Here is a 21,889-nt window from a genome sequence, read left to right as displayed (position 1 = left end):
AGGCGCCCGGGGTCTTGAACCGGGGCGCGGCTTCACGCAAAACCGCGGGGTGTTTGGTGTAGCCGTGCCGCCGGAGGACAGATGTTGAAGGCCAGTACCCTTTCCCCATGCCGCCGCCTGCTGCCGCTGGCCGTCCTGGCGGCTGCATTGATCGGGTCGCCGGTGCTGATGGCGCCACCGGCGCGTGCGGCGGGCCCTGAAATCACGGTGAGCCCCGCTGTCGGTGTACCGTTGCAGGCAGCGAAGGCGGCCCTTGCGGCCAAACGGTATGATCAGGCGCTGGTGGAGATTGAAAAGGCCCGCGCCGTCACCACGGCCACAGCCTCGGAAAAATGGGCCATCGAACTGACGCGGGCCGCCATTTACAAAGCGCAGTCGCGCTTCGATCTGGCGGCCAATGCGTTCGAGGCGGCATTGACCCTGGTGCCGATGTCGGCGGAAGATCAGGGCGGCGCGTTGGAAACCCTGTCCCAGCTTTGGTACCGGGCCGGCGATTATGCCAAATCCGCCGATTTTGGGGAAAAGGCCATGGCGGCCGGCCGGCGCAGCGATGCGTTCCGCCAGATGGTGGCTGAAGCCTATTACCGCAGCAAACAGCCGCAGCCGGCTGCCAAGCTGGCCAAGGCCCTGGTCGAGGATCAGCGTAAGGCCGGCCGCGCCCCGTCGCAGGATATTCTCCAGCTTCTGGCGGCATCGGAATTCGACAGCGGCAACAGTGCTGGCTATATCAAGACCCTGCGCGAGCAGATCCAGAATGGCGATAACAGCAAGCTGACCTGGTTGCGCCTGTTCGACGCCATGCAGCGGGAGAAGCCCATCCCCGACCGGCTGGATCTGGACTGGGCGCGGTTGCGCCTCGCCGCCGGTGCCTATGAAAATCCCGACAGCTATACCGAGATGGCGCAACGCGCCATGGTCGAGGAGTTGCCAGCCGAGGCCGAGGCGGTGCTGGCCAAGGGCTGGGCGCTGGGCATTCTGGGGAAGCCCGGCCCCAAGCTGGAACGCCAACAGCGTCTGCGCGACTATGCCGCCCGGCAGTTGCAGACCCAGCGGCAGGAGTTGGACGAACGGCAGCGTCAGGTTCTGGCTGGCAAGGATGCCAATGCCATCGCCAAGCTGGGCATGATCCGCGCCTCTCTGGGACAGGTGGATCAGGGGATTGCCCTGCTGCAACAGGCGTTGAAGGGCAAGCTGATGTCGCCAGCCGCCGTCCGTCTGCGTTTGGCCATGCTGCAATATCGCGCGGGGCAAAGTCAGGCGGCGGCCCAGACCCTGGCGGGCCTGCCGGCGGGCAGCGATGAGGCGCGTATGGGCCAGGTCTGGGCCCTGCTGCACAAGGGCGGCCGGTGACAGCCGCCACCGGTCGCCCCTATTTTCGGGAGAAAGTGATGTCCCGCCGCAGGACCCGCCCCATCACCGCCTTGCTTCTGGCGCTGGGGTTGCTCGTCCCTCCGGTCCTGGCGCAGGTGACACCCAGTCAGCAGGAAGCGCGGCGCGCGCTGTATGGGGAGAAGCTGAACAGCCTGACCTTCCGCCATATGGACGAGATTTTCGACACTGTTCCGGTGTCGTCTGGCCAGCGGGTATGGCGTTTGCCCGAACAGATCCAGGCGCTTGACATTCTGTACAGGGTCGACGGACAGCAGCGGACGACCGCTGATTTCCTGGAACGTACACGCACCAATGCCTTACTGGTCATCCGGGACGGGCGCATCGTGCATGAGATTTACCGCAACAAGAGCGGGCCGGAGAGCCGGTTCATCTCATTCTCGATAGCAAAATCAATTATTTCGGTGCTGATCGGGCAGGCCATCGCCGATGGGCTTATCGGCGGAGTGGATGACCCGGTTACCCGCTATGTACCGGAACTGGCCGGTGGCGCCTATGAGGGGGTGACCATCCGACAGGCGCTGCTGATGCGGTCAGGCGTCGGGTTCCGTGAGACCTATGGTTTCGGACAGAAGAGCCAGATGGAGGAACTCTACGAAAACAGTCTGGTCACCGGGCGGCAGCGATTTACCGATTTGGCCTTGTCTATCGAACGGGCGCATCCGCCCGGTGATTTCTTTAATTATTCCACGCTGGAGACCGGTGTCCTGGGCTGGGTCCTGGAACGCGCCGTCAAACAGCCGCTGGCCGATTATATGGCCGAAAGGCTGTGGCAACCAGCGGGCATGGAGGCGCCGGGATATTGGCTGATGGATGGACCGCCGGGGGTGGGCCGTGCGTGGGCCGGGGCCGGCTTCAACGCCCGCCTGCGCGACTATGGCCGTCTGGGACTGATGATGTTGAACAATGGCCGGGCCAATGGCCGTCAGGTGGTGCCTGCGTCGTGGGTAGCGGCATCGACCCTGCCGCAGGGAACGGAACCGGCCGCCGCCGACCGGGTGCAGGGATACCAGTATCAATGGTGGACCTTGCCCGACAGCGACGCCTACATGGCCAAAGGTGTCCATGGTCAGTTTATCTGGATTGATCCGGCCAGCCAGACTGTGATTGTGAAACTGTCCCACTGGCCCACCGCCTGGGTAAAGCCTCTTGAGGATGAAACACTGGCCTTTTTCAAGGCCGTCGTCGCCCGCCCCGAGTGGCGGTGAGAATCACCACCAGTTGCCGATCAGGCGAAAATGTGGTGGTGCCAGCCATCGACTTTGGCGTGGCTCAGGCGACCGACCCCGCATTTCCGCCATTTCCCCCTTTGGCACGGTGTCTGCAATCAACAGTGCCCAACGGGGCGGTTCGTACCGGGGAAGCGGCGGACCGGCCCAACCGTTGAAGGCGAAAGCCAGGGCATATGGGGGTTGGTATGGAAAAGGATGCCGTGATGCAGTCCGGACGCCATTGGGCGTTGCGGGGGTGGGGGGACCGGCTGCGCCGGCCTCAATGGGCGTCCTTGAGCCCGCGGTCGAAGCGGGTTGTGGCTATTGGCGGTGTGTTGCTGCTGGGCGTCAGCGGCTTCACCCTGATGGTGGCCAGCAAGCCGGAAGTGGCACGGGAAGACCGGCCGGAACGGGTCTGGTCCGTCGATGCGGTCACAGTGGCCCGCGCCGATCACCGCCCGGACATGAGCCTGATGGGGACCCTGGTCGCCGGTCGGTCGGCGGAACTACGGCCCCTGGTGGCCGGCACCGTCCGGTCGGTGTCGCCGGCCCTGCGCGACGGCGGTCTGGTCAAGGCCGGGGAAACCCTGTTGGAGATCGACCCCTGGGATTATGAGCTGACTGTGCGGGAGACGCGGGCACAATTGGCCGAAGCGAAAGCCCGTCTGGATGAGTTGCGCGCCACCGCCGCCGCGGAAAAGGCGCGGGCTGAATTGGCCCGACAGCAATTGGGCCTCAAGGAGCGGGAGCAGGAACGCGCCCAGGCCCTGTTTGAAAAGGGCACCATCTCCATCGCGCGTCTGGAACAGGCGCAGGGCGCCCTGGCGGCCGAACGCCAGACCCTGGCCGCCATGGAAAATGGGGCGCAGGCCGGGGCTGCGCGCGTGCGTCAGCAGGAAGCCAGCATCGACCGGCTGAAGGCGGCCTTGGACCGGGCGGAAACCGATCTGGCGCGTACGAAACTGACAGCGCCCTTCGATGCCTTTGTTGGCCAGACCAAGGCCGAGGTGGGCATGCGTGTGTCGCCGGGCGATCGGGTGGCTGTGCTGTCCGGAGCAGAGGGGCTGGAGGCCCGTGTCACCCTGTCGACCGAAGCCTATGGCCGACTGGCGGCGGATGGGGAAGGTGTGGTGGGTCGCCGGGCCGAGGTGACCTGGAAGCTGGGGGAACAGCGCCTGACCTATCCGGCGACGGTGGAACGGGTGATTGACCGGATTGATACCGCCACCGGTGGCGTCACCATTTTTGTACGACTGGAACCCCAAAGCCTGGACCAGCCGTTGCGCCCCGGCGCCTTTGTAGAGGTGGCGTTGCCCGACCGTGCCTATGTTGCGGTCCATCGTCTGCCCGTCACGGCAGTGCATGGCAATAACACCGTCTATGTCGCCACTGCCGACGGGCGGCTGGAAAGCGCGACCGTACATGTCGTGGCCCGTACCAGTGATGCGGTGTTCGTCGATAAAGGGCTCAACGATGGTGCCAAGGTGGTCACCACCCGGTTCCAGGAGATCGGCCCCGGCCTGAAAGTGGCGGTTCGGGAGGCGTCGGCCACCGGCGCTCAGGTCGCCACCAATCCACCCAAGGAAACCCAGGACAAGGACACTCAGGACAAGGCCGGGGCCGGGGAGAAGAGCGAATGAGCAGCGCCGGCTTGATCCGCACCTTTATCCGCCACAAGGTGGCGGCCAATATTCTGATGATCATGATGATGATCGCCGGCTTCTGGGCGCTGGCCAAACTCGAACGACAGATGGAACCGGACTTTGACGTGCCGGGTATCTATGTCGGGACCGTCTGGCAGGGTGCATCCGCCGACGATATTGACCGTTCCATCATCGAGGCCATGGAACGTGAAGTGCGTTTCCTGGAGGGCGTTGATCAGGTAACGGGCCGGTCGCGTGAAGGCATCGGCGAACTGTTCATCAATTTCAAGCATGGCACCGACATGGCCAAGGCCCTGTCGGAAGTCGAAAGTGCCATCAATAACATCACCACCCTGCCGCAGAGCGCCGAACGTCCCGTCATCAACCGTTTCACCATCACGGACGAGCTGATGGAACTGGCCATCTCCGGTCCGCTGCCGGAACCTGCCTTGCGTGCATTGGCCAAACAGGTGCGTGACGGGGTGACGGCGCAGGGCGTGGACCGTGTTTACATGACCGGTCTGCGTGCCGCTGAGATCTGGGTCGAGGTGCCGGCGGCGGAGCTGCAGCGCCTGGATACGACGCTGGGCACAGTTGCCCAACGTCTGGCCCAGGCGTCGGCCGATGTGCCATCGGGTACCTTGTCCGGCACGATCGAGAAGCAGATGCGTTCAATGGGGCGGCAGGATGATGCGGCCGGTGTTGCCGGACTGACCCTGCGGACCGATGAACAGGGGCAACGCGTCAGTCTGGGCCAGGTGGCAACGGTCAGCGATACGTTCTATGACCGGGGTGTCACGGGCCGCCGCAATGGCCACCCGGCCATCAACCTGTCGCTTCAGACTTCCAAGAACGGCAATCTGATCGCCATCACCGAACGGGTGGATGCGTATCTGGAAAAGCTGCGCCCCACGCTGCCGCCCGGTGTGACGGTCGAAAGCTATGACCGCAATTCCGATGCGCTGGAAGACCGGATCGGCATGCTGATGGACAATGCTGTCGGCGGCATGGTGCTGGTCATGGCGGTGCTGGTTGTGTTCCTGCGCCCCTGGGTGACATTCTGGATCGCCGTGGACATCCTGGTCAGTTTCCTGGTCACCTTTGCCATCATGGTCATGATCGGGCAAAGCATCAATGTGATGAGCCTGTTCGCCCTGATCATGATGACGGGCATCATCTGTGACGATGCCATCGTGGTCGCCGAACATGGCCAGACGTTGATGGACAGAGGCTTGGAGCCCGCCAAGGCCGTGGAGCGCGCCGCCCAGCGGATGTTCTGGCCCGTCACGGCGGCCGCCATCACGACCGTTGCCGCCTTTGGCCCCATGCTGATGATGAGTGGGACGACAGGGCAATATGTGATGCCGCTGCCCGCCATCTCCATCGCGGTGATCATCGCGTCACTGTTGGGCTGCTTCTTGATGCTGCCCTCCCACATGCGCCACGCGCTGGAGAAGGGTCGCAACGCGCCGCCGTCAAAGCTGCGTGTGGCGTTCGATGCGAAATTCATCAGCTTCCGCGACGGGCCGTTCACACAGGCCATTGCCTGGGCCACCCATAATCGCGGCATCACCGTGGCGTCGGCCTTGACCATCATGGCGCTGGCGATCGGGTTGCAGGCGGGTGGGCATGTGAAGTTCGCCTTCTTTCCGCAACCGGAGGGCAATCAGGCGCAGTTGAACCTGCTGTTCAGTCCGGGCACGCCGCGTGAAGTGGTGGCCAAACAGATCGACGAGGCCGAAGCCGCCCTTTACCGCGTGGAAGCCGCTTATGGTCTGCCCCGGGGTGAGATCGTGAAGATGACGTTCGGCAAGCTGGGCGTGACCACCGGTGACAACCTGCCTGAACAGGTCGGCGACTATATCGGCTCGATGAATGTCGAGTTCTCGGTTGCCGATGACCGCGACCAGCGCCTGCCCGACATAATGAAGAAGTGGGAGGCGGAGACCAAGCTGCTGCCCGGTATCGACCAGGTGATCTTCTCCACCGAGCAGGATGGTTTCGGCGGCGATGGGTTCGGTTTCCGGCTGGTCCACAATGACCCCTATGTGCTGAAGGCCGCGTCAGAGGAACTGAAGAAGATCATCATGACCTATGGCGGGGTCAGCGGGGCCCGTGACAACCTGCCGGCGGGCAAACCGGAACTGGTGGTCAAGGTCACGCCGCGCGGCGAGGCTCTGGGCTTCACCACCGAGAATGTCGGCCGCCAGTTGCGTGACGCCATGGATGGGGCCATCGCCATGCGCTTTGCCCGTGGCGATGAAGAGGTGACGGTGCGTGTCCGGTTGCCGGAGGCCGATCAGACCGAGGCGCTGCTGACCAATCTGAAACTGCGGTCGCCCACGGGCATGCAGGTGCCGCTGGCGGATGTGGTCGAACTGTCCGAACGGCCGGGCCTGTCACGGATCGTGCGTAACAAGGGCCAGCGCACCGTGTCCATCTTTGCTGAGGTCGACCACCTGAAGGCCAATGGCGGTGAGATTCGCAAGGATATCGAAGAGAACCATCTGCCCGGCATCATGGAGAAATATGGCGTCAAGCAGGACCAGAATGACGGTTCACGTCAGGAAGCGGAATTCTGGGCTGATTTCATGATCGGCATGCTGGTGTCGCTGGGGGCCATCTATCTGGTGCTGGCCTGGATCATGGGCAGTTTTGCCCGGCCGCTCGCGGTGCTGATGATCATTCCCTTCTCCATCGCCGGCACCATCTTCGGCCATTGGGTGATGGGGGCGGATATGACCATCTGGTCTTACATCGCCATCATGGGCATGGCCGGTGTGCTGGTGAATGACAGTATCCAGGTGGTCAGCAGCATTGATGATCGCATCAAGGAAGGGGAGGCTGTGGACAGTGCTGTGGTGCATGGCGCCGCAGAAAGGCTGCGTCAGGTGCTGCTGACCTCGTTGACCACCATTTTCGGCCTGCTGCCGTTGTTGACCGAGACAGCGTTCCAGGCGGCGTTCCTGGTGCCGATGGCCATCACCTTCGTGTTCGGCATCGGGACGGCCACGGTTCTGGTCCTTCTCCTGATGCCGGCACTGCTGATGCTGGTGGAAGACGGCAAGCGGCGTTTAGGTCGCCTGCGGGGTCGGTTTGGCCATCGGGTGGTGACGACCACCGCCGGCTGACCAGTGCCGGTGGAACGCCATCATCCTGGTGCCCGTCGGCACCAGGATGATGTGCGTTTTGGCCGGGATGATTACGTCGATGAACAATGTTGCGCCCTGTGTTAGAGTCGCGCCGTTGGTCAAGGAGAGCCCATGCAACGTTTCTCCACCAGCGGCCTTCCGTCGCCGCGCGCTAAGATCGATTATCTGAAGCAGATCCTGTCCTCCGTCTTTACGGATCTGGATGTGGAACCGGATGTGCCGGGGGATTTCGATAATCATCTCCGCAGTACCGGATTGGGCGGCCTGTCGATCACGCACGCGACCTCTACGCCAGCCCGCATCATCCGTCGCCATGGTGTCACCGCAGCAGGCGAACATCTTTATTTTCTGCACACACAGTTGGAAGGGCGCATGCATGCGGTGCAGGATGGGCGCGAAGGCTGGCTGGAACCGGGCGATATGGTCCTGTGCGATGCGGCCGCCCCCTATGATCTGGGCCTGTCAGGCACATCGCGGACCCTGATCCTGGGGATTCCGGCCTCTGAACTGCGCCGGCGGGTCGTGGCGCCGCACGGCCTGCTGGGACGGCGATTGCAGGGTGCGGCGGGCCCCATGCGGATGGTCCGGACCCTGGTGACGGAGGTCTGGGAACAGGCTGATGGTGGGGATGAGCTGTCACAGCCGGTGGGTGAACGGCTGGGTGCCACCATCCTGGACCTGTTTGCCACGGCCTGTCACATGCAGTTCGGCGCCGGGGCAGAGGAAGGGGCATTGGCCGATGGCCACCGTGCCCGCATCCGCCGCCATGTGGAGGCGCATCTGTTCGACCCGGAACTGGGCCCCGCCGCCGTTGCCGCGGCCCTGGGCCTGTCGCCACGATATCTGCGCCTGCTGCTGGCCGGCGATGGAGAGGGTCTGACCGCCTATATCCTGCGCCGCCGGTTGGAGGAATGCGCGCGGCAGCTTCGTGATCCGCGCCATGCCAGGCGCAGCGTGACGGAACTGGCCTTTGCCTGCGGCTTCAATGATGCCAGCCATTTCTCCCGCGCCTTCAAGGCCCGGTTCGGCCGCACACCCCGCGATTACCGGCAGGACCCGTTTTCGGTGGTCTGATACCAACGGTCATAACTTATGACCGCTGGTACGGCGGCGACCGCCGCCGCGCCGCACAGGCGGCGTGCCCGAGCCAGCGGATGCTGGCGCCGGCGATTGAGGAGCAGGAACGTTTGACCAAAGGTCAAGATTTCATGCCGCTGGTGTGATTGCCGTTCTGACCAAGTTTCCCTGCCGCCCCGGTCAAGCAGTCCTGCCTGGAAAATGATTATATCACAGTACAATTAACGCCAATAACAATGGCGCCTCGTACTGGGAGGTACATCATGAAGGGCAGCAAGCGCGCGGTTTCCGCGCTGTTAAAGGCATGCGTTTCCGCTTTGCCGTTTACCGTATCGTTTCTGGGGCTGGCAGGTGCCGCGCAGGCACAGGATAATGCCGGTGTCGCCACGCTGGAAGAGATTATCGTGACGGCCCAGAAGCGGGCCGAAAATCTTCAAGAAGTGCCCATCGCCATCACGGCGCTGAGTGCCGATGCGTTGGAGGCCAAGGGCCTGACCAATGTCACCCAGGTCACCGACTTCGCCCCCAATATCCAGATCGATCAGGCCTCGCCCTTCGCGGGTTCCTCCACCATCGTTTCGGCCTTCGTGCGCGGCATCGGGCAGAACGACTTTGCCTTCAATATGGAACCGGGCGTTGGCCTGTATGTTGACGGCGTCTATTTCGCCCGCACTGTGGGCGCCGCCGTCGATCTGCTGGATATTGAGCGGGTGGAGGTGCTGAAGGGGCCGCAAGGCACCCTGTTCGGGCGCAATACCATCGGCGGTGCCTTGTCGGTGGTCACTGCCGACCCGACCGATGAATTCAAATACAAGGCGGAAATGACGACCGGCAGCTTCCATCGGTTGGATGCGCGCGGCACCATCAATGTGCCGCTGGTCGCGGAAAAGCTTGCAGCCTCTGTCTCCTTCTCGTCGAAGGAACGGGATGGCTATCAAAAGCGTATCCCGTTTCCCGGTGCGGAACGGTTTGTCACGGACACGGGCCGTTTCATCACCTCGCGCCCGCCGGGCGGTGACCGGCAGGGCAATGAGAATGTCCGCACGCTGCGCGGTAAGCTGGCCTTCACCCCGAACCAGGATGTGAAGCTGGTCCTGGCCGGCGATGCCTCCTGGGCCAATGAACAGGCGGCCCCCAGTACCTTGCTGGGCACCATCACCGATCCCGCCAGCCAGTCCATCGCGTCCGTCTACAATGCCTGTATCAGCCTGCCGCCCGCCGTTCTGGCCGGCATCGGCTTGGGGGCTGCCTGCGGGCCGCGCGGCACCGTAGGCACGGGCCTGGCCGGGGTGAATGTCGATGCCGATCCGTCCAATAACCGCCTGCCCTATGATAATCGCTTTGTCACCGGCGATATCGACACCTCCTATGCGCGGGGCAGCAACTATTCCATCGTGAATACCTACGGTCTGTCGGCCACGCTGGATTGGTCCTTGTCTGAAAGCCTGGGCTTCAAGTCGATCACCGCCTATCGCAACCTGGACAGTGCCTTCGGGGTGGAAAATGGCGGCGCGCCCTTTGTCGTCTCCGATACCTCCTTCAACATGCAGCAGGAGCAGGTGTCGCAGGAGCTGCAATTCACCTATTCCGGCTTTGATGACCGGCTGAAATCGGTGGTTGGCGCCTATTATTTCAAGGAAACGGGTAGCCTTCTCGACACGGTTCCCTTCGTGGAAGGTCTGGTGCAGGTCTATGGCCCCAATGATTTCCGCAATGTCGCCTGGGCCTTGTTCACCCACAATAATTATCAACTGACCGACCGGATCGGCCTGACCTTCGGCGCGCGTTATACCGAGGAGAAAAAGCGGTTCGAGGGCAAGCAGCGCGACCTGAACAGCTTCGCCCTGAAAATGGGCTTCCCCGCCGCCTTCTATCCAGACCAGACCGACCTGACTCGTGTTTATCCGTTGGGCGTGAACCACAAGAAATTCACCGACAGCTCTGTCCGGCTCGGGGCCGAATACAAGCTGACCGATGATGTCCTGGCTTATGCATCCTATGCGCAAGGCTTCAAGTCCGGCGGCTGGACCACCCGCCTGACGGCGCCGGAACCGACCGGCATCGCCCCTGATTTCGAACCCGAAACGGCTGACACCTATGAGGCGGGTATCAAATCGGAACTGTTTGACCGGCGCCTGCGCCTGAACGGGGCCGTGTTCTGGACCGATTATAAGAACATCCAGGTGGTGGTACAGCGCGGCATCTCCCCCACCTTTGAGAATGCCGGCACCGGCCGCATCAAGGGGTTCGAGCTGGAGGCCGAGGCGGCTGTGACCAACGCCTTCACCCTGAACGCGGCCCTGGGTTATCTGGATGCCGCATACCGCAAGCTGGAAGCCGGATCGACGATCAGTCTGGATGACAAATTCGTCAACACGCCGGACTGGACCTTCAATGTCGGCGGCGCTTATGAGGTCGGGCTGGGTGATGCCGGCACCGGCACGTTGCGCGCTGATTATGTCTACAAAAGCGCCCAGGCCAAAGACGCTATCAACAGCCCCGCCCTTATCCAGAGTGGCTATGGTGTCGTCAATATGGCGGCGGAATACCGGCCCGCCGACAGCAACTGGCAAATCCTGACCGGCGTGCGCAACGCTACCGACAAGCGCTTTCTGGTCACGGGCCTGACCAACAGCAGCATCGGCAACACCACGGGCACCTATTCGCGGCCGCGCGAATGGTTCCTGACCCTGCGTGTGCGCGGTTGATCGGGGGGACATGACGATGGCGGAGAAGACATCCCTGATGGGACAGGACTGGCAGGGCCTGCTCTACAGCAGCGGTTGGCGCCCCGGCGCCGGGCCCTTGACCGTGTTGGAACCGGCCACAGGCCAGATTCTGGTCAGCGTCGGTCTGGCCGGTGCCGCACAGGTGGCGGCGGCGGCGGAGCGGGCGGCCTTGGCGCAGCCCGCCTGGGCCGCACTGCATCCCGGCGCACGGGCCACCATCCTGCGCCGGGCCGCCGACCTTCTGCGTCAGCACCAAGACGAGGTGGCGGGCTGGTTGGTGCGCGAAGGTGGCTCAATCCAGGCCAAGGCGCGGTTGGAACCCGACCATGCCGTCGGGTTTATCGAGCATGCGGCGGCCCAGGCCCTGGAACCGCGCGGCCATGTCCTGCCCGCCGATCCCGGCACGGACAGTCTGGCCGAGCGGGTGCCGCTGGGCGTTGTTGGCGTGATCTCGCCCTTCAATTTCCCCTTGGTCCTGTCGCTGCGGGCCGTGGCCCCGGCGCTAGCCGCCGGCAATGCGGTCCTGCTGAAGCCCGATCCGCGCACACCCGTGTCGGGCGGCCTGATCATCGCCAAACTGTTTGAAGCCGCAGGGTTGCCGCCCGGCCTGCTGCATGTCCTGCCCGGCCATGCTGAGGCGGGGGAGGAACTGTGCACCAATCCGGCCATCGCCATGGTGTCCTTCACCGGCTCTCCCCGTGCAGGGCGACGCGTGGGCGCGCTGTGTGGGGAGAACCTGAAGAAGGTGCAGTTGGAACTGGGCGGCAAGAACCCGCTGATCGTGCTGGACGATGCCGATCCCGACCTGGCCGCCGCTAATGCCGCCTGGGGTGCGTGGCTGCATCAGGGCCAGATCTGCATGGCCACGGGCCGCATCCTGTTGCAGCAGAAGATCGCAGACGCGGTGACAGACCGGCTGGTGGAAAGGGCCAAACGGCTGCCCGTGGGCGACCCGCACCTGAACCCCGACGTGGCGCTGGGCCCCCTGATCACGCCGCAGCAGGTACAGCGCCTCGATACGATTGTGCAGGACAGTGTCAAGGCGGGGGCAAGGCTGCTGGCCGGCGGGCGCATCAATGAGCGTTTCTATGCACCCACCGTCCTGGCCGATGTGCGCCCCGGCATGCCGGCCTTTAATGAGGAACTGTTCGGCCCCGTCGCGGTGATCACGACCTTCCAGGACGATACAGAGGCGGTGCGGCTGGCCAATGCCACCGCCTATGGTCTGGCCGGTGCCGTTATCGGTACCGACCTGACACGGGCCAGGGCGGTGGCCGCACAAATCCGGGTCGGGCATCTGCATGTGAATGACCAGACAGTGCTGGCCGACCCTGCGGCCCCGTTCGGCGGCTTCGGCCAGTCCGGCAATGGCGGCCGCATCAGTGGCCCCGCCAATTGGGATGAATTCTCCACCTGGCGCTGGTCCACGGTGAAGACCCGCCCGCCCGCCTATCCATTCTGAAAAGGGTGCCCATCATGAAGATCACGGCGGCGGTGACCCGCGAGACGGGCGGCCCCTTTATCCTGGAACAGCTTGATATCGAAGATCCGTTGCCGGGGGAGGTGCGGGTCCGCATCCTGGCCACCGGCATCTGCCATACCGACATGGTGATGCGCGACCGGCTGCTGCCGGTGCCACAGCCGGTGGTGCTGGGCCATGAAGGGGCCGGCATTGTGGAGGCGGTGGGCGCCGGTGTCGCCAAGGTACGGCCCGGCGATGCGGTGGTGATCAGTTTCAATACCTGCGGCACCTGCCCGGCCTGTGCCGGTTCCGCTCCCTCCTATTGCCGGGAGTTTTTCCCCCGCAATTTCTTTGGGTCCCGCCTGGATGGCAGCAGCGGCCTGTCCAAGGATGGCGAACCCATCCATGGCAATATTTTCGGCCAGTCCAGCTTTGCCACCCATGCCCTGGCCCATGAACGCAATGTCGTGAAGGTGGCGGACGATGTGCCCACGGCCCTGCTGGGGCCGCTGGCCTGCGGCGTGATGACGGGGGTGGGCACCGTCACCAATGCCCTGAAGATACGGGCCGGGCAAAGCGTGGTGGTTATGGGCGCTGGTACCGTGGGCCTGTCGGCCATCATGGCGGCCCGGATGCTGGGGGCCGGGCGCATTATTGCCATCGACCCGCAGCCGGCCCGCCGCGACATGGCCCTGTCGCTGGGCGCCACCGATGTGATTGATCCCATTGGCACCGATACCGTGGCTTCCATCCTGGCCCTGACCCAGGGGGTGGGCGTCGATTACAGCATCGACACGACCGCACGGGCCGATGTCATCCGCAGCGGCATCCTGATGCTGGCCCCCATGGGTGAATGCGCCGTGGTCGGTGCCATCGCCCATGGGCAGGACATCGCCGTTGATGGCGGTCATCTGCTCAGCGGCGGGCGTCGCCTGCGCGGGGTGGTGGAGGGGGATGCCGATCCCGAAACCTTCATCCCCTGGCTGGTGGATCTGTACCGCGAAGGCCGCCTGCCCTTTGACCGGCTGGTGCAGTTCTATCCGCTGGCCGAGATCAATGAGGCTGTGGAAGCCTCTGAACGCGGACAGGTGATCAAGCCGATCATCCTGATGCCCGGCACGCCGATACCGGCCTTGTAACAGGGGAACACCATGACCAACCTTGACCCGGCGATCGCCGGCATGCTGGCGCATATCAATGGCCTGGGGCAGCCGGACATGGCTGACCTGCCGGTTGACGTGATCCGGGCCGTCATGACGGAAAATTGCCGCAGGATGGAAGCCCCACCCCCCAGCGAACCCCTGACGGTGCAGACAGTGTCGCTGACCGGGGCCACCGGCCCGCTGGAAGGGCGGCTTTATCGGTCGGCAGGCGGGGGAGAGGGGCCGGCCACGGCCATCCTCTATTTCCATGGCGGCGGGTTCGTGGCGGGGGGGCTGGACAGCCACGAGATGGCCTGCCGCCGTCTGGCCACCCTGTCGGGCATGCCGGTATTGGCCGCCACATACCGTCTGGCGCCGGAACATCCCTTGCCGGCCGCCCATGATGATGCCTTAGCCATCTTGGCCCAGATCGGGCAGCAAGGCCCAACCTGGGGTCTGGCCCCGGACCAGGTGATCATCGCCGGGGATTCCGCCGGGGCCAACCTGGCGTTGGCGACGGCATTGGATGCGCCCCCCGACGGTCCCCGCGTCGCCGGTATCCTGATGTTCTATCCGGTCGTCTCCTTCGTGCGACAGTTTCCGGGCCGCGCACGGCTGGGCCGTGATTATCTGCTGACGGAACGGTCAATGCAGACTTTCACGGCCCTGGCCCTGCCTGACCCGGTGGGCCGCGGTGATGCCCGCTACAATTTCCTGGAACGGGGCCCTATGGGCCATTGCGCGCCCGTTATGCTGCTGACCGCCGGTTTTGATCCGCTGGGCGAAGAAGGTGAAGCCCTTGCAGACCGGCTTTTGGCCGACGGCGTGTCGGTCACACACCGCCATTGCCCGTCGATGATCCACGCCTTCATCCATATGACCGGGGTGACACCGGCGGTAGAACCCCTGCTGTCAGAGGCAGCGGACTGGTGCCGCCAGACCCTGAAGTCCGACGGTAGCGCCGTTCTGTCGCCCTGAGGCTGCGGGCGGGCTGACCTTACCGAACGATGGTCGCCAGATGGGTGACAACCTCTTCCAGCCCCACCACATCGGCATATTTGGCGTTCAGGTCGAACAGGTTCGCCTTATGCACCCGTGGGTCTCTGTCCCCCACTGCATCCTGCACGACCAGCGGTATGAAACCATGCTGGCAGGCATCCAGCGCCGAGGCCCGCACACAGCCAGAGGTCGACAGGCCGGCGATCAGCAGCGTGTCGATGCCACTGGACGCCAGGGTGGAGGCCAGTGATGTGCCGAAAAAGGCGCTGGCATATTGTTTGGTGATCACCGGCTCCCCGGCCGCCGGTTCCAGCCCGTCGGCAAAGGCGGCCCAATGCGGATGCAGACCGCGTTCAAAACAGGACAAGGCCTTCACCTTACGGAAAAACACCCCTCCATCCACACCGCCCGGTGTGTAGGCGACATTGGTATGAAAGACCGGGATGCCGGCGGCGCGGGCGGCCAACAACAAGGTTGCCGCCTGATCGCGGACGTTCTCCACGCCGGCATAAAGCGGGCAGGCAGGGTCGAGGTAGGCATTGACGAAATCAATGATCAGCAGAGCCGGGCGTTTGCCCCAGCCCAACCGGTGCCCGAACCCCGCCTGCGCATAATCGGCATCCAGGTCCTGTGCCATGTTCAGATGATCCCCGCCGCCTTCAACGCTGACAGACGGTCCTGGTCCAGGCCCAGAATGCCGCCCAGCACTTCAGCCGTATGTTCACCCAGCTCGGGGCCAGGATGGACCACGCCGCCCGGCGTATCGGACAGGCGCGGGGCCACGTTCTGCATGGCCAGTTTGCCAAAGATCGGATGAGCTACTTTGATGATGTTCTGACGGGCCTGGAAATGCGGGTCCTGCATCATCTCCGGCGCACGGTAGATACGCCCGGCCGGCACACCGTGTTTTTCCATCAGGTCCAGAAGCGGCCCGGCTTCCACCGTGCGGGTCCAGTGGGAAATCAGATCGTCCAGTTCCTGCTGCACGGCACCGCGCGCCGAATGGGTAGCATAGCGCGGATTGCTGGCCAGTTCGGGCTGTTCCATGGCGTCGGCAAGACGCTTGAACACTGTGTCCTGGTTGGCGGCGATCAGGATCATCTGGCCGTCGCTGGTCGGATAGACGTTGCTGGGCGCCACATTGGGCAGGATGGGGCCGGTGCGTTCACGCACATAGCCGGTCTGGTCATACTCGGTGACCAGACTTTCCATCATGGCCAGCACCGCCTCATAGATCGCGCTGTCCACGACCTGCCCCCGGCCGGTGCGTTCACGCGCATGGACGGCCATCAGGGCGCCCAACGCGGCATAGGTGGCGGCCAGACTGTCGCCGATGGAAATGCCCATGCGTGAGGGCGCCGTGGACGGGTCACCCACCACATAACGCAGGCCGCCCATAGCCTCCCCGATGGAGCCATAGCCGGCCTGTGACGCATAGGGCCCCGTCTGGCCAAAACCCGTGACCCGCACCATCACCAGTTTGGGATTGATCTGCGACAGCACATCATAACCCAAGCCCCAGCGTTCCATGGTGCCGGGGCGGAAATTCTCAATCAGGATGTCGGACTTGGCCACCAGATCACGCACGATCTGTTGGGCTGCCTTTTCGCGCAGATTGAGGGTCACCGATTTTTTGTTGCGGGCGACGACCGGCCACCACAGCGACTTGCCATGCGGCTTTTCCCGACCCCATTCGCGCATCGGGTCACCGCTGCCGGGCTGCTCCAGCTTGATCACCTCCGCCCCGAAATCGGCCAGCAACTGACCGCAGAAGGGCCCGGCCAGAAGCTGCCCCATCTCGATCACGCGCAGGTCGGTCAGGGGGCCTTGGCGCTTGGCCACCTGACCCGTGCTTTCATTGGCGTCGATGCCCTGGTCCGTCACCGTCGTCTCCCAATCAATGTATACATTTGGAATTTCGGCCCCGGTCGGTGGCGGGGAAGGGCCTGCCGACTGGAGTTCCGCTAAAGGATGCACATAATAAGGCGCCATGGCAAGGGGTGGTGCGGAGAAAATCCGGTGCTCAAACCCTCTTGTCAGGGCTGTGTCGGGCATGGTTGTATACATTTGACAGCGATTAGGGCATGTCGGGCCATTGGCCTGCCTGTCCGCAGCAAGGAAGAAGCGGATGCCTTCCCAGGTGGAAATCGTCGAGGTCAGCCCTCGCGACGGCTTGCAGAACGAGGCCACGCCCGTCAGCACCGAACAGAAGGTGGAATTGATCAACCGCGCCATCGCGGCCGGGGCAAAGCGGATTGAGGTGACCAGTTTCGTCAATCCCAAGCGTGTGCCACAGATGGCGGATGCCGAAGCGGTGTTGGCAGCATTGCCCCGCGACAACGGCGTCTCCTATATCGGTCTGGCCATGAATGGCCGTGGTTTCGATCGGGCATTGGCCGCTGGTGTGACCGAAGTGAACTATGTGCTGGTGGCGTCCGACACCTTCAGCCAGCGCAATAATGGTGCCCCGACGATGGAAACGCTGACCGGTTGGGCGGAAGTGGCGGCCGCCGCCCGTGCGGCCAAGATTCCGACCAGCGTGACCATCGGCGCGTCTTTCGGTTGCCCTTTTGAGGGGGAGGTTGCGGTAGCGCGGGTGGTGGAAGTGGCCAAGCGTGCCGCCGACCATGGTGTGGATGAGATTGCCCTGGCCGATACGATCGGTGTGGCCAGTCCTGCCGATGTGGTGGAACGGTTTCAGGCCGTAGCCGAAGCCCTTCCCGGCATTCGTCTGCGCGCCCATTTTCATAACACCCGCAATACCGGCATCGCCAATGCCTATGCGGCGACGACTGTCGGCGTTGCTGTCCTGGACAGTTCGCTGGGGGGCATCGGCGGCTGCCCCTTTGCGCCGGCGGCCACGGGCAACATCCCGACCGAGGATCTGGTCTACATGCTGAACCGTATGAAGATCGCCTCCGGTATCGACCTTGCGGCGGCCATAGAGGCTGCCCGTTGGTTGGAAGGGATCATCGGACGCCGGAATCCGGCGATGCTGGGGCGGGCAGGCATGTTCCCGGCACCAGCGCAAGCAGCGGAATAGCGGCGGGACAAGCCACGCCGCATCGAAAGCAGAAAAACATTCGGGAACAGGAGTTTTAGAATGGCTTACAGGCTCGGCGTGGACGTGGGGGGAACCTTCACGGACCTGCTGCTGATCGAGGATGAGACGGGGGAAACCTTTCGCGACAAGGTGCCGTCCACCCCGCACGACCCGTCGGTGGCTGTTGTTACCGGCACCCTGAAAATCTGCGCCAAGGCGGGCATTGATCCGAAGGATGTGCAGCTTTTCATGCATGGCACCACGGTCGCCACCAATACCGTGCTGACCAGCACCGGGGCGCGGGTGGGGCTGGTGACGACAGACGGTTACCGCCAGGTGCTGCACATTGCGCGCAGCTTCGTGCCGGGCGGCCTGGCCGGCTGGATCGTCTGGAACAAGCCGCCGCTGACGGCCCCCCTGGAATGCACCGTAGAAGTGCCGGAGCGTATCGGGGCGGACGGGTCGATCGTCACGCCCCTGGACGAGGCTGCCCTGCGCGTCGCCCTGGAAAAGCTGAAGGGGGAGGGGATCGAGGCCCTGACCATCGCCTTCATCAATGCCTATCGCAATGACGCGCATGAGGTGCGGGCCGGCCAGATCGCGCGGGAGGTCTTCCCCGATCTGCCCGTGTCGCTGTCGTCCGAGGTGCTGCCGGAGATGCAGGAATATGAACGCGCCCTGACGACCGTTGCCAATTCCTATGTCCGCCCGCGTGTGGCCAATTATGTGCGCAACCTGAAGGCCGAACTGAACAAGGCCGGCATGAACGGGCAGATGAACCTGCTGCGCTCCGACGCCGGTCTGATGAGCTTTGAAAAGGCCCAGGATCATCCCGTTAATCTGCTGATGAGCGGACCGGCCGGCGGTGTGGCCGGGGCGCTGTGGGTGTGCGGCAAGTCGGGCTTCAAGAATCTGCTGACTGTCGATGTCGGCGGCACGTCGACCGACGTGGCGTTGATCGAAAATGGTCAGCCGCGTCTGGCGCGCGAAACCGAATGCGGTGATCTGAAGGTGCGTGCCACATCGCTGGATATCCGCACGGTCGGGGCCGGCGGCGGCTCCATCGCCTTTGTGCCGGACCTCACCAAGGCGCTGCGCGTGGGCCCGGCGTCGGCCGGGGCCGTGCCCGGCCCCGTCTGCTATTCCCGCGGCGGGGATAAGCCGACCGTGACCGACGCCAATGTCGTGCTGGGTTACCTGCCCGAAGAGTTATTGGGCGGCACCATGCGGTTGGACCGGCCCGCGGCGTCGGCGTCGGTGCAGAACATCGCCGACACGCTGGGCATTGATCTGGCGGCGGCCGCCAACGGCATCTATTCGATCGCCAATGAGACGATGATGGGGGCCCTGCGCCTGATCTCGGTTCAGCAGGGGTATGACCCGCGCGATTTCGCGCTGGTGGCCTTCGGTGGGGCGGGGCCGCTGCATGCCAATGCCCTGGGCAAGCTGCTGGGTAGCTGGCCGGTCATTGTGCCGCCCAGTCCCGGCGTGCTGTGCGCCTTTGGCGATGCCACCACCCGCCTGCGCGCCGAACGCGCCAAGTCGGTGGGCAAGATTTTTGCCGAAGTGAGCAATGCCAATGTTGCGGCGCTGCTGGCCGACCTGCGTGCCGCGGTGGCCCGCGAACTGCTGGCCGAGGGGGTGGCGGAAGCGGATCAGGAAATCACGTTTGAGGCCGGGGTGCGATATTCGGGGCAGGCGTTCGAAGTGTCGTTACCCGTGGCGCTCGACGGGTTTGCGGAAGGCGGGCTGGAAGCGTTGGCAGCATCCTTTGACAAGGAGCACGAGCGCTTGTTTACCTTCTGCCTGGACAGCGACCGGGAGCTGGTGACGGTCCGTGCCACGGCGCTGGGCAAGGCCTCAGCCATCCGTCTGGAAAGGCTGCCGCGCGGCGATGGCAACCCGGCGGCTGCCAAGGTGCGCGACCATGTCCTCTGGGCTGATGGCAAGGAGCATCCGGCGGTCATTTACGACCGGGCCAAGCTGAAGGCCGGTGACTTTATCACCGGTCCTGCCATCATTTGTGAAATGGACAGCACCACCGTGCTGCTGCCCGACCATGGGGCGGAGGTTGACGATTACGGGCTGATCCTGATCCGCCCGCTCGCCACCGCCTGACGACACTTCTGGACAGAGGGACAGACCCATGGTTGCCAAGATCATTGAAACCAACCCCACCCCGTTCCAGAAGGTCGCCATCGACCCGATCACGCTGGACATCATTGAAAACGCCCTGCGCAATGCGCGCGCGGAAATGGATGCCACCCTGTTCCGCACGGCCATGTCGCCCGGCATCCGTGAACAGGGCGACGCCTTCCCCCTGATCGCCAATAACGAAGGCAAGATGGTGGTGGGGCAGTTCGGCTCCTTCCTGGGCGGCTTCCTGAAGAACTACAAGGGCACGATCGAAGAAGGCGACATCATCTGGTTGTCCGACCCCTATTCGGTAGAAGGGGCCATCAGCCATCTGAATGACTGGCTGGTGATCATGCCGGTCTTCAAGGATGGCAAGCTGGTCGCCTGGACCTGCCATTTCGGCCATCAGACCGATGTCGGCGGCAAGGTGCCGGGCAGCCTGCCCACCGATGCGACTTCCATTTTCCAGGAAGGCATCCGCATCCCGCCCGTAAAGCTGTATCGTAAGGGTGTGTTGAACGAGGATCTGCTGGAACTGGTCCTGAACAATACCCGCACGCGCGACTGGTGCCGGTCGGACCTGAATGCCATCATCGCGTCCTGTCGAATCGCTGCCCGACGGATCACGGAACTCTGTGGCCGTTTCGGGACCGAAACATTCGTTTCTGCAACGGGAGAGTTGCTGGAGCGGAACAAACGCGCCATGGCGCAACTGATCGCCACTTCCATTAGTGAAGAAAAGGTCAGCTTTGAGGACTACATCTGTGACGATGGTCGCGGATATGGTCCATACAAGCTGAAGGCCACCATGTGGCGGGAGGGCGATAAGGTGATCTTGGACTGGGAAGGCACCTCGCCCCAGTCGGAAAGCTCGATCAACTTCTACCTCAATGAAAATATGCTGAAGATGTTCTTCGGCATCTACATGATCATGGTCTTCGACCCGCAGATCCTGTTCAATGACGGCTTCTATGATCTGGTGGAAACCCGCATCCCGGAAGGATCGCTGCTGAAGCCGAAATATCCGGCAGCGCTGTCCTGCCGTACCCATGGTATTGGGCGGGTGTTCGACGTGCTGGGGGCCTTGTTGGGGCAGCGCACGCCGGAATTCCTGAACGCGGCCGGTTTCTCCTCCTCCCCGCATTTGATGCTGTCGGGCACCTATCGCGGGTCTGGAAAGTACTACCAGTTGTTCCAGATCGGCTTTGGTGGCATTCCGGGCCGCCCCTTTGGCGATGGGCCGGACGGACATTCACTGTGGCCCAATTTCACCAATGTGCCCAACGAGTTCCTGGAAGCCTATTTCCCGCTGCGCATCGAGCGGTATGAGACCATTCCCGACAGTGGCGGCCCCGGCCTGCATCGCGGCGGCAATGGTGTGCGCATCGCTTATCGTTTCCTCGAACCGGGTGCCATCGCCATCCATGATGATCGCTGGTTCACCTATCCCTGGGGTGTGAATGGTGGCGAACCCGGCTGGCGTTCCCGCCGCGTCCTGATCCGGGCTGATGGCACAGAAAAGGTGCTGGCTGCCAAGATTGACGATATCCAGGTCCGCCCCGGCGACCTGCTGATCTTCGACACCTGGGGCGGCGGCGGCTGGGGCGACCCGCTGGCCCGCGACCCGGCGCTGGTGGCGGGGGACGTCAAGCGTGGGCTGGTCACGGCAGACGGCGCCAAGCGCTATGGCGTGGTGCTGGCCGCCGACGGATCGGTGGATGCGGCGGCCACGGACAGCCTGCGCGACAGCCTTCGCACGGCGCGGGGCGAGACGGGCCTGTTTAACTTTGGCGGTGACATCGAAGAACTGCGCGAACGCTGTGTGGCGGAAACCGGCCTTCCGGCCCCGGTTGATCCGGCGATGCAGGAAAGTGTGCGGGCGGCGTGAGAAGTTGATTGGCGGGGC

General features: G+C 63.7%; 14 protein-coding genes. 12 read left to right on the top strand and 2 right to left on the bottom strand.

All coding sequences use genetic code 11. From position 1 onward, the window contains the following. The first annotated feature begins 81 nt into the window (after nucleotides 1–81). From CHU95_RS21260 to CHU95_RS21220, 9 genes are all read left to right on the top strand, one after another. Nucleotides 82–1,350: a hypothetical protein gene (locus tag CHU95_RS21260; protein ID WP_094458351.1), complete on the top strand. Its 1,269-nt coding sequence runs from the start codon at nucleotides 82–84 to the stop codon at nucleotides 1,348–1,350. A 38-nt stretch (nucleotides 1,351–1,388) separates the two neighbouring features. Continuing rightward, entirely contained in the window at nucleotides 1,389–2,597 is a 1,209-nt protein-coding gene (locus tag CHU95_RS21255) for a serine hydrolase domain-containing protein (RefSeq protein WP_094458350.1), read from the top strand. A gap of 227 nt (nucleotides 2,598–2,824) precedes the next feature. After that, a complete protein-coding gene (locus CHU95_RS21250; protein ID WP_165772296.1) occupies nucleotides 2,825–4,240 on the top strand; it encodes an efflux RND transporter periplasmic adaptor subunit in 1,416 nt (471 codons plus the stop codon). Next, nucleotides 4,237–7,374, top strand: a complete 3,138-nt coding sequence (locus tag CHU95_RS21245; RefSeq protein ID WP_094458348.1) for an efflux RND transporter permease subunit — start codon at nucleotides 4,237–4,239, stop codon at nucleotides 7,372–7,374. The genes CHU95_RS21250 and CHU95_RS21245 overlap by 4 nt, the downstream gene beginning before the upstream one ends. A 132-nt stretch (nucleotides 7,375–7,506) precedes the next feature. Beyond that, nucleotides 7,507–8,469, top strand: coding sequence for an AraC-like ligand-binding domain-containing protein (locus CHU95_RS21240; protein ID WP_094458347.1), 963 nt, complete (start codon nucleotides 7,507–7,509; stop codon nucleotides 8,467–8,469). 266 nt (nucleotides 8,470–8,735) lie between these two features. After that, nucleotides 8,736–11,180 carry a TonB-dependent receptor gene (locus CHU95_RS21235; protein ID WP_165772295.1) on the top strand — a complete coding sequence of 815 codons (2,445 nt, stop codon included), beginning with the start codon at nucleotides 8,736–8,738 and terminating at the stop codon, nucleotides 11,178–11,180. A 16-nt stretch (nucleotides 11,181–11,196) separates the two neighbouring features. Further along, complete coding sequence (locus tag CHU95_RS21230) at nucleotides 11,197–12,663, top strand: aldehyde dehydrogenase family protein (protein WP_245838438.1); 1,467 nt, start codon at nucleotides 11,197–11,199, stop codon at nucleotides 12,661–12,663. Nucleotides 12,664–12,677: 14 nt separating this feature from the next. Next, nucleotides 12,678–13,802 carry an NAD(P)-dependent alcohol dehydrogenase gene (locus CHU95_RS21225; RefSeq protein ID WP_094458344.1) on the top strand — a complete coding sequence of 375 codons (1,125 nt, stop codon included), beginning with the start codon at nucleotides 12,678–12,680 and terminating at the stop codon, nucleotides 13,800–13,802. Between the two features lie 12 nt (nucleotides 13,803–13,814). Beyond that, on the top strand, nucleotides 13,815–14,783 hold the full coding sequence (locus CHU95_RS21220) for an alpha/beta hydrolase (RefSeq protein WP_094458343.1): 969 nt from the start codon (nucleotides 13,815–13,817) through the stop codon (nucleotides 14,781–14,783). Between the two features lie 19 nt (nucleotides 14,784–14,802). Here CHU95_RS21220 and CHU95_RS21215 read toward each other — a convergent pair whose 3' ends face one another. Both CHU95_RS21215 and CHU95_RS21210 read right to left on the bottom strand, forming a co-directional pair. Then, nucleotides 14,803–15,441 carry an isochorismatase family protein gene (locus tag CHU95_RS21215; protein WP_094458342.1) on the bottom strand — a complete coding sequence of 213 codons (639 nt, stop codon included), beginning with the start codon at nucleotides 15,439–15,441 and terminating at the stop codon, nucleotides 14,803–14,805. Between the two features lie 2 nt (nucleotides 15,442–15,443). Then, entirely contained in the window at nucleotides 15,444–16,688 is a 1,245-nt protein-coding gene (locus tag CHU95_RS21210) for a CaiB/BaiF CoA transferase family protein (protein ID WP_207762576.1), read from the bottom strand. Nucleotides 16,689–16,932: 244 nt separating this feature from the next. On the opposite strand from CHU95_RS21210, the gene CHU95_RS21205 reads away from it, so the two are divergent. Genes CHU95_RS21205 through CHU95_RS21195 form a run of 3 tightly spaced genes read left to right on the top strand, consistent with a single transcriptional unit; the run spans nucleotide 16,933 to nucleotide 21,871 of the window. Beyond that, nucleotides 16,933–17,847, top strand: coding sequence for a hydroxymethylglutaryl-CoA lyase (locus CHU95_RS21205; RefSeq protein ID WP_094458340.1), 915 nt, complete (start codon nucleotides 16,933–16,935; stop codon nucleotides 17,845–17,847). Between the two features lie 60 nt (nucleotides 17,848–17,907). After that, nucleotides 17,908–19,965 (top strand): hydantoinase/oxoprolinase family protein, encoded by a 2,058-nt coding sequence (locus CHU95_RS21200; protein ID WP_094458339.1) that lies wholly within the window; start codon nucleotides 17,908–17,910, stop codon nucleotides 19,963–19,965. Nucleotides 19,966–19,993: 28 nt separating this feature from the next. Next, nucleotides 19,994–21,871 carry a hydantoinase B/oxoprolinase family protein gene (locus tag CHU95_RS21195; protein ID WP_094458338.1) on the top strand — a complete coding sequence of 626 codons (1,878 nt, stop codon included), beginning with the start codon at nucleotides 19,994–19,996 and terminating at the stop codon, nucleotides 21,869–21,871. Nucleotides 21,872–21,889 lie beyond the last annotated feature (18 nt).

Origin of the sequence: Niveispirillum lacus (assembly GCF_002251795.1) — a bacterium.
Classification (GTDB): Bacteria; Pseudomonadota; Alphaproteobacteria; order Azospirillales; family Azospirillaceae; genus Niveispirillum; species Niveispirillum lacus.
This window is presented reverse-complemented; position numbering and strand designations above follow the sequence as displayed.

Coding starts and splice junctions, on each gene's coding strand:
- CHU95_RS21260 (WP_094458351.1), top strand. CDS start 82: ATGTTGAAGGCCAGTACCCTTTCCCCATGCCGCCGCCTGCTGCCGCTG.
- CHU95_RS21255 (WP_094458350.1), top strand. CDS start 1,389: ATGTCCCGCCGCAGGACCCGCCCCATCACCGCCTTGCTTCTGGCGCTG.
- CHU95_RS21250 (WP_165772296.1), top strand. CDS start 2,825: ATGCAGTCCGGACGCCATTGGGCGTTGCGGGGGTGGGGGGACCGGCTG.
- CHU95_RS21245 (WP_094458348.1), top strand. CDS start 4,237: ATGAGCAGCGCCGGCTTGATCCGCACCTTTATCCGCCACAAGGTGGCG.
- CHU95_RS21240 (WP_094458347.1), top strand. CDS start 7,507: ATGCAACGTTTCTCCACCAGCGGCCTTCCGTCGCCGCGCGCTAAGATC.
- CHU95_RS21235 (WP_165772295.1), top strand. CDS start 8,736: ATGAAGGGCAGCAAGCGCGCGGTTTCCGCGCTGTTAAAGGCATGCGTT.
- CHU95_RS21230 (WP_245838438.1), top strand. CDS start 11,197: ATGGCGGAGAAGACATCCCTGATGGGACAGGACTGGCAGGGCCTGCTC.
- CHU95_RS21225 (WP_094458344.1), top strand. CDS start 12,678: ATGAAGATCACGGCGGCGGTGACCCGCGAGACGGGCGGCCCCTTTATC.
- CHU95_RS21220 (WP_094458343.1), top strand. CDS start 13,815: ATGACCAACCTTGACCCGGCGATCGCCGGCATGCTGGCGCATATCAAT.
- CHU95_RS21215 (WP_094458342.1), bottom strand. CDS start 15,441: ATGGCACAGGACCTGGATGCCGATTATGCGCAGGCGGGGTTCGGGCAC.
- CHU95_RS21205 (WP_094458340.1), top strand. CDS start 16,933: ATGCCTTCCCAGGTGGAAATCGTCGAGGTCAGCCCTCGCGACGGCTTG.
- CHU95_RS21200 (WP_094458339.1), top strand. CDS start 17,908: ATGGCTTACAGGCTCGGCGTGGACGTGGGGGGAACCTTCACGGACCTG.
- CHU95_RS21195 (WP_094458338.1), top strand. CDS start 19,994: ATGGTTGCCAAGATCATTGAAACCAACCCCACCCCGTTCCAGAAGGTC.